Here is a 3,658-nt window from a genome sequence, read left to right on the forward strand (position 1 = left end):
ATTTCTTCGGCAATTAATCAATAAATGACATAGACGAACCACACAGAACTAGAAACAATTTGCTATGTAGAAAATTACGATCAATGTATTTTTGCAATAATGAGCTAAAACCAGGATAAGACTCTGCTAAATAAGGATATTCATCAATTACAAAAACGACTTGCTGCTTTTGCGCAATTTTGCCAATTTCATCTAGTAAATCGTCAAAACTAGCAAAGCTAGCACTGCCTGAAAAATCAGGATTTTCGAATTTAAGCACTACCTCAATAATCTTCGTAAGCATAATTTTTAATATTTTTAGGCACAAAAGAGCTAGGTGAAATTCACCTAGCTCTTTTTGCTAATAATTTTTAGAAAGACGTAATTTTAAATGTGATTAGTCGATAACACGCTTAGCTGATGATGGGAAGAATGATGCTAAGGTTTGTGTCTTAACATTTTGACCAGGAGCCGGAGCGTGAACGAACTTGCCACTGCCAATGTAGATACCTACGTGGTAGTTACCCCAGAATAACAAGTCACCCTTCTTAAGCTTCTTAGTTGAAACTGAAACAGTCTTACCAAGAGTGATTTGACCGTAAGTAGTTCTTGGCAAAGTCTTGTTAGCAGCGTTCTTGTAAACGTATGAAATTAAACCTGAGCAGTCAAATGCTGAAGGACCTGAAGCACCGTAAACGTAAGGTTTACCAATTTGATCCTTAGCAAGCTTAACGATTGCGTTACGCTTCTTAGTAACAGCTGAAGTCTTCTTAACAGTAGTTGCTGCTGGAGTTGAAGTTTCGATGTCTGACATTGAGTTATCATTATTTACAGTGCTAGTTGAAACTTCGTCAGCGTGAACAGTAGCTGGAACATTAATAGCTGAGATACCTGTAAAGAAAATTGATAAAGCTGCAGTGTATTTAACTAAAGTACGTTTAAAATTCAAAATTAATAGTCTCCCTTAAATTATAGATTTCTTTTATTTAATATTTGTTTCGTTTTTGACTGATTTCTTAAATCAGCTGACGGTTAATATAATACCTTCTGAATGTTACATAATTGTTTCAAAAGAACTACCATCACGTTAAGAAACATTGCATATTTAAAAAATCTTGTAAATTTAAGGGCTTTCAAATCACTTTTTAAGCCTTGATACGATTGAATCCAGCTTACTCTTAGTTTCTGATAGATTATCATTAACTAATATGTGAGCGTATTCTTTCAAGTCTTTCGGCAATAAGTTTAATTCAATGCCGCTGAGTCGCTCTTTGATTTTTTCGGGATCGTCTCCCCGCTTTAAAAGGCGCTCTTTTAGCTCTTCCTTCGTCGAAGTTGTCACATAAAGGAAATAAACTTTATTACCTAATTGTTTTAGATAAGTGTAAACACCTTTAATATCGACAATTAAAGAAACGAGATCACTCTTTTTCCAAGCGAGGTTTAAGGCTTCACGACTTGAACCATATTGATAAGACCCATATCTAATATGTTCAAAAAAGTGCAGTGTCTTGAAGCTTTCATCCGTTTCAAAATGATAGGAGAAATTCTGCTTTTCCCCTGGTCTCATTGGACGCGTCGTATGTGTCAAGACACGCGGTATACCATATTTTTCATTTAAATAATCAGAAATCGTTGTCTTTCCGGCACCGCTCGGGCCCGCGATTAAAATTATTTTCTTCAAAAGAAAGTCCCCCACTTGAAAATGTTGCTCATCTATATTAACATTCCAATGTTACAAAAGACCAAGATTTTTTATCAAGAGAGGAGATAACTCCATGAAAAAAGCAGATGTAAAAGTTGGCGCAATCGTTGATGCCAAGTCAGAAGAAGAAATTAAGAAGCCATTCCAAGGTAAGGTAGAAAAAATTTATGAAAATTCTGCTCTCTTAGCCATCGCTTCATACGATCCAGTTGATGCCACTGCAATCAGTGACTTGAACAACAAGATCGTAGTCAACTTCAAGAACTTAAAGGCTGCTAGTGCCGCTAAAAATAGTAAGACTGCTTCAACTAACGAAGTTAAAGTTGAAAAGATTGCTAAAACTAAAAAGGCCGACAAGGACAGCAAAAAGTAAAACAAATTCAAAAAGATCCTGGGTAATATTTACGCAGGATCTTTTTTTGCCTAAAATTAATACAATATCGATCTAATTTAGGGAGATTTTTTATGAAAGAGAAAACTCGAACCGTTTTATTTTGGTTCATCCTTATTCAGCCATTTTTGGACCTTTATTGGTTTTATCACGGCAAATTGGCTGACGTTTTGCCATTTACTTTGCCTACGATCATCAGAATTTTGGCTGTCTTTGTCATCTTTTGCATGTTTTTCAGCCAAAAACAGAATTGGCAAAAATTGGGTAAAAACAAGTGGCTGCTATTTTACCTAGCTTTATTAATTATTTACTCAGCATTGCACTTGTTACACGTGAAACATTTCAATAGTGTGAATCCAAATGATTACAACTATTCTACTGTCAGTGAGATCTTCTACCTCATTAGAATGATTTTGCCGCTGCTGGTAATTTTCTTTACTACCGAATTGGATTTCACCCGTGACCAATTCAGGCATGTAATTGAAGGAATCAGCGGACTATTTTCATTCACTATTGTAATCAGTAATCTCTTCGTGATTTCACTTAGAAGTTACGAAACGGGGCCAATCAGTGCCAACATTTTTGAATGGTTCTTCAATCCTAATATCGGCTATTCTCACATGGCATCCAAGGGATTCTTCAACTTCGCTAATATGGTTTCGGCCGTCCTATTCATGTTAGTACCGCTAATGCTCTACTTCATGTTTAGCCATTTTAATTGGAAAACCGTTACTTTGAATACCGTGCAAGCTCTTGCCATGATTGAGCTTGGAACCAAAGTTGCCCTGATCGGTTTAATCGGCGGCATTATCATCGGCATTTTGCTTTACGTTTTTCACTTGTTCATCGTCAAAGATGTCACCAAGAATGGCAAGGCAATCTTAGTCGCATTGCTAATCGAAATCGGCGCGATGGCGATCATCCCCTTTGGCCCAGCAATCCAGCGTTACAATTACGAAAAGTTTTTAGCACAACAATCAGATAATAGTTTAACTGTTGCTAAAAAAGAATTGACCGCTGGTCTCAAAAAATACCCAAGTGGCAAGAAGCGCAAGCAATTTTTAACTGAATTTATCGAAGAGCATTATCAAGATTATGCCCTAAGCAAAAAGTTCGTCACTAAGAGCTACCCTTATAAATATGATCCGAAGTTTTGGCTTAAGATCATGAATGAGCCGGGAACTGCGCGAATGCAAAACCGTCACGTTGAAAAGGCTATGCTAGATCAAGTGGTTAAGACTAACAATAATAAGTTAGACATGTTCTTAGGTATCTCATACACACGTGAAACCAACATTTTTAACCTAGAACGTGACTTCACCAGCCAAATTTATTCATTAGGCTGGATCGGGATGCTGCTGTTTGTTGGACCATATGTAGCAATCATGCTGTACGCTTTTGTTAAATGGCTAATGAATAAGAAGAAGCGCACCTACCTGATCAGTTCGATGCTGCTTTCAATTGCCTTTATGCTGTTTGCGGCATTTTCATCAGGCAATGTCATGGACTTCCTAACTGCTAGCTTCATCTTGGCCTTCGTTGAAGGTGGATTATTAGTTGAAATTAAGGCTAAAAATTAAAGA

At 36.8% G+C, this 3,658-nt stretch carries 5 protein-coding genes; 2 read left to right on the forward strand and 3 right to left on the reverse strand.

Translation table 11 applies throughout. From position 1 onward, the window contains the following. Nucleotides 1–13: 13 nt before the first annotated feature. From HMPREF0518_RS06560 to HMPREF0518_RS06570, 3 genes are all read right to left on the reverse strand, one after another. Nucleotides 14–259 (reverse strand): ATP-binding protein, encoded by a 246-nt coding sequence (locus HMPREF0518_RS06560; RefSeq protein WP_230856746.1) that lies wholly within the window; start codon nucleotides 257–259, stop codon nucleotides 14–16. Between the two features lie 117 nt (nucleotides 260–376). Then, on the reverse strand, nucleotides 377–928 hold the full coding sequence (locus tag HMPREF0518_RS06565; protein WP_003627296.1) for a C40 family peptidase: 552 nt from the start codon (nucleotides 926–928) through the stop codon (nucleotides 377–379). A gap of 189 nt (nucleotides 929–1,117) precedes the next feature. Further along, nucleotides 1,118–1,663: a guanylate kinase gene (locus HMPREF0518_RS06570; protein WP_020828975.1), complete on the reverse strand. Its 546-nt coding sequence runs from the start codon at nucleotides 1,661–1,663 to the stop codon at nucleotides 1,118–1,120. A 94-nt stretch (nucleotides 1,664–1,757) separates the two neighbouring features. Between HMPREF0518_RS06570 and HMPREF0518_RS06575 the strand changes: the two genes are divergently transcribed. Both HMPREF0518_RS06575 and HMPREF0518_RS06580 read left to right on the forward strand, forming a co-directional pair. Continuing rightward, nucleotides 1,758–2,057, forward strand: a complete 300-nt coding sequence (locus tag HMPREF0518_RS06575; RefSeq protein WP_003627299.1) for a DUF2187 domain-containing protein — start codon at nucleotides 1,758–1,760, stop codon at nucleotides 2,055–2,057. A gap of 92 nt (nucleotides 2,058–2,149) precedes the next feature. Further along, nucleotides 2,150–3,655: an O-antigen ligase family protein gene (locus tag HMPREF0518_RS06580; protein ID WP_003627301.1), complete on the forward strand. Its 1,506-nt coding sequence runs from the start codon at nucleotides 2,150–2,152 to the stop codon at nucleotides 3,653–3,655. The last annotated feature ends 3 nt before the right edge of the window (nucleotides 3,656–3,658 follow it).

This window comes from Lactobacillus helveticus DSM 20075 = CGMCC 1.1877, from assembly GCF_000160855.1.
In the GTDB taxonomy this organism is placed as follows: domain Bacteria; phylum Bacillota; class Bacilli; order Lactobacillales; family Lactobacillaceae; genus Lactobacillus; species Lactobacillus helveticus.

What these genes read in the sequence shown, in the direction of transcription:
- HMPREF0518_RS06575 (WP_003627299.1), top strand. Translation starts at nt 1,758, where the DNA reads ATGAAAAAAGCAGATGTAAAAGTTGGCGCAATCGTTGATGCCAAGTCA.
- HMPREF0518_RS06580 (WP_003627301.1), top strand. Translation starts at nt 2,150, where the DNA reads ATGAAAGAGAAAACTCGAACCGTTTTATTTTGGTTCATCCTTATTCAG.